Genomic DNA, 3959 nt, shown 5'->3' with positions numbered 1-3959 from the left:
AGGTATCGGCTCAGCCAGTAGGTGAGGCCCGTCTCGGCGGCGTAGAGGTTCTCGTCGCCCGCCACCGGTCCGTCGCGAAGGCCCGCGATCAGCCGCCCCTCGACGTCGATCCGCGCGGTGGCGCGATGGCGAAGGCCGAGCGAGGCCTGGTAGAGCGTCGAAGTCGCCAGACCCGACGTGTCCGGCTCGAAGAAGGTCTCGGCCCGCAGGAGGACGTCGGTGCCTCGCCGCGGCGACCAGTTTACCCGCGCGTCGATCGTCGGGCTCGCCTGCGTGCCGAGCCGATCGTCGTCCGGCACGTTCCAGGCATAGCCGACCGCGACGTCCCCCGACAGCTTCTCGCCCCAGTCGAACCCCACCCCGCCGCGCAGCGCCGGGATGACGCTGTCGCGCGTGGGCGAGCCGAGAAGGGTCTCGTCGAACAGGCGGCGCCCGACGCTCGCCGCCACGAACGGGCGCAGCGCCGGCGTCGCGTCGTAGCCGGTCCGCAGGCCCGCACTCCAGGTGGTGAAGCTGTCGTCGAGGCGGCGCACGGTGCCGTCGAACAGCCCGTCGTCACGGTCCTCGCGCACGGCCGAGAGGTCCAGCTCGTTGTGAAGGCGGCCGACGTCGCGCGAGAGCGTCGCGCCGGCGGAATAGGCGAGGATGTCGCGCGTCGAGGCCTCCGCGGTGGCGGGGCCGCTCACCAGCGGATCGTCGCGGTCGAAGCGCAGCGCGCCGCGCAGCGTCGCCGTCCAGTCGCGGCTCATGTCGAGGCGAAGGCGCGCGTCGACGTCGATCCGCGGAACGTCCTCGAGGGGGCCGGAATCGTTGCGGCGAAAGCTCGCGAGCGCGTTGATCTCCGCCTCGTGGCGGTCCCAGTTCGACAGGAGGCGGACCGAGCCGGCGGTCTCGGAGAAGGCGCCGCGCACCCCGTCCAGCGTGTTCGTCAGGTTGTCGGACGTGCCGAAGCTCTGCTCCAGCGTGGAGTAGAGCGTGAACGAGCCGAGCCGCAGGCCGAGCGGCGCGAACGGATCGTCCTGCGTCCGGGGCAGGGCACGGCGAAGGTCGTCGAGGCCCGCGCCGCCCTGGCGGCCGAGCTGCGTGTCCTGCGTCGGGCTGCGGACGGGGCCGACGGCGCGGAAGAGATCGGGCGGCAGGTCCGCCACGGCGGGGCGCTGGCCGGTCTCGTCGGTCTCCAATGCGGCCTCGGCGGGGGCGATGCCGTCGAGCGCGGCCGCGGCGCCCGTGCGCGAGGCGCGCGCCGGCCGCACGCCGGCATCGACCGGTTGGGCCGGCGAAGCCTGACGCGTCGACTGCGGCAGGTTCTCGCGACGCGGCTCGGGCGGACCGGCGAAGAGGTCGAGCGCCTCGGCGGGATCGGCGGCGTCCGCGTCCGGCCGGGTGGGCGGCGGGGCCGCGGCCGGGTCGGCGAGCGGCGTATCGAGATCGTTCCGCAGCTCCCGCTGGGCGGGATCGAGCGGCTGCGTCGCCTCGCGGTCGCGCGAATCCTGCGTCCGCGTGCGAAGGTCCACCGTGTCGGACAGCCGCATCTCGTCGGCGCGGCCGCGGATCGGCGGCACGTCGCCGGCATCCTGCGCCGACGCGGACCCGGCGAGCGGTCCGGCGCTGAGAAGCAGCGAGGCGAGGAGGGGGCGAAGGAGGGGCGTCATGTCCGATCGGTCGATGGGCGCGGCGTCGGCCGGCCGGCGGGGGGCAATCTCCCTATCCGTAGGCCCCCATCATGGAGCCGGGCTGACCGGACGGCAGCCTTCCGCACCGGCGCTGGCGCGCGCGGCGCCGCGGGAGTAAGGGATGCGAATGACCCTGAACGCTCTTCCGCTCGCCGCCGACCCCGCCCACACCCCCGGCACCCAATCGGCGATCCGCACCGTCCGCACCGAGGCTGAGGGCCTGTCGCTCCTTGCCGACGCGCTGGCGGGCGACCTCGGCGCGGCCTTCGAGCGCAGCCTCGACCTCATTGCGGGCGTGCGCGGGCGCCTCGTCGTCACCGGCATCGGCAAGAGCGGGCATGTCGCCTCGAAGATCGCCGCGACCTTCGCCTCCACCGGCACGCCGGCCTTCTTCGTCCATCCGGTGGAGGCCAACCACGGCGATCTCGGCATGATCGGGCGCGACGACGCGGTGCTCGCCATGTCGTGGTCGGGCGAGTCGGCCGAGCTCACCGGCATCGTCTCCTACACCCGCCGCTTCCGCATCCCGCTGATCGCCATCACCTCGCGCGAGACCTCGGCCCTCGGCTCGGCGGCCGACGAGCGTCTGCTTCTGCCGCGCGCCACCGAGGCCTGCCCGCACGGTCTCGCGCCGACGACCTCGACGACGCTGCAACTGGCGCTGGGCGATGCGCTGGCCGTCGCGCTTCTGGAGCGCCGGGGCTTCAGCCCCAGCGACTTCCGCGTCTTCCATCCCGGCGGCCAGCTCGGTGCGAGCCTTCGCCATGTCGGCGACGTCATGCACAAGGGCGAGGCGCTGCCGCTGGTGGCGAGCGGAACGAAGATGGGCGAGGCGATCCTCGCGATCTCGCGCAAGGGCTTCGGCTGCGTCGCGGTGGTCGACGAGGCCGGGCGTCTGCTCGGCATCGTCACCGACGGCGACCTGCGCCGTCACCTCGCCTCCAACCTCTTGTCACGCACCGTGGACGAGGTGATGACGCCCTCGCCCAAAACCATCCGGCCCGACACGCTGGCCGCCAAGGCGCTCGACATCATCAACGGCGCCAACATCACCGCGCTGATGGTGGTGGAGAACGAGCGACCGGTCGGCATCATCCACCTCCACGACCTCCTGCGCATCGGCGTCGCTTGAGGGCGGCGGCAGTCTGAACCCCGGCGACCGGGCCGCGCGTCAGTTGACCCAGCCGCGCAGCTCGCGCCGGACCATGTGCTCGATCACGTCCATCCCGTCCTCGGAATCGTTGAGGCAGGGGATGTGGCTGAAGTGCTCGCCGCCGTGCTCGCGGAAGATTTCGCCGGCCTCGCCCGCGATCTCCTCCAGCGTCTCCAGGCAGTCGGAGACGAAGCCCGGGTTGAGGACGGCGATGCGCTTGATGCCCTGCTTGGCCAGCGCCTCGACGGTCTTGTCGGTATAGGGCTGCAGCCACTCCTCCGGCCCGAAGCGGGACTGGAAGGTGGTCATGAAGCGGCCCTTCTCCCAGCCGAGCCGCTCCTCGACGAGGCGCGAGGTCTTCTGGCAGTGGCAGTGATACGGGTCGCCCTTGCGGAAGTAGCTCTGCGGAATGCCGTGGTAGGAGGCGATCACGCGCTCGGGCTCGAAGGGGAGCGAGGCGAGATGTGTCTCGATCGAGCGCGCGAGCGCCTCGATGTAGACGGGCTCGTCGTGATAGGCGGGCACGGTGCGCACGGCCGGCATCCAGCGTTGCGCCATGAGGTGCTCGAAGAACTTGTCGTTCACCGTCGCCGTGGTCGAGGCCGAATATTGCGGGTAGAGCGGGAAGCAGAGGATGCGCTCGCAGCCCTCGGCCCGCAGCGCCTCGACGCGCGTCGCGATCGACGGGTTGCCGTAGCGCATGCCCCAGTCCACGACGACGTTGCGCTCGCCCGCCATGCGCTGCGCGAGCTTCTCGCCTTGCGCGCGGGTGAAGGTGCGCAAGGGGCTCTCGTTGCGCTCCTTGTTCCAGATCTGCTCGTAGGCGTGGCCGGACTTCTTCGGCCGCGTGTTGAGGACGATGCCGTAGAGGATCGGGAACCAGGCGGCGCGCGGCCATTCGATGACGCGCTTGTCGGACAGGAATTCCTTGAGATAGCGCCGCATCGGCTTGTAGTCGGTACCGTCGGGCGTGCCGAGATTGACGAGTAGGACGCCCACCTTCTTCGGCTTCACGGGCGGATGGCCGGGCGGCAGCGGGCCGATCGCGGTGGAGGACGCGGCGGGGCGGGGGCTGGTCAGCATGGGCGCGTTCGCTTGCAAGGAACCGGAAACGAGAGCGGCGGCGGGCCGCT

At 71.8% G+C, this 3959-nt stretch carries 3 protein-coding genes; 1 reads left to right on the top strand and 2 read right to left on the bottom strand.

The window, feature by feature from the left end:
• Positions 1-1652: outer membrane beta-barrel protein (locus tag QZ753_RS12325; RefSeq protein ID WP_294644105.1), on the bottom strand; the 1652-nt coding region annotated here is incomplete at its 3' end.
• 148 nt (positions 1653-1800) lie between these two features.
• On the opposite strand from QZ753_RS12325, the gene QZ753_RS12320 reads away from it, so the two are divergent.
• The gene (locus tag QZ753_RS12320; protein ID WP_294644104.1) at positions 1801-2805 is read left to right on the top strand and encodes a KpsF/GutQ family sugar-phosphate isomerase; all 1005 of its coding nucleotides are present in this window, start codon (positions 1801-1803) and stop codon (positions 2803-2805) included.
• A 39-nt stretch (positions 2806-2844) separates the two neighbouring features.
• Here QZ753_RS12320 and hemH read toward each other — a convergent pair whose 3' ends face one another.
• Positions 2845-3909, bottom strand: a complete 1065-nt coding sequence (gene hemH, locus QZ753_RS12315; RefSeq protein ID WP_294644103.1) for a ferrochelatase — start codon at positions 3907-3909, stop codon at positions 2845-2847.
• Positions 3910-3959: the final 50 nt, after the last annotated feature.

It is taken from the genome of uncultured Aureimonas sp. (assembly GCF_913775355.1).
Lineage (GTDB): Bacteria > Pseudomonadota > Alphaproteobacteria > Rhizobiales > Rhizobiaceae > Aureimonas.
Note: the sequence above shows the minus strand (reverse complement) of the source record. Positions and strands in the feature narration are given on the sequence as shown.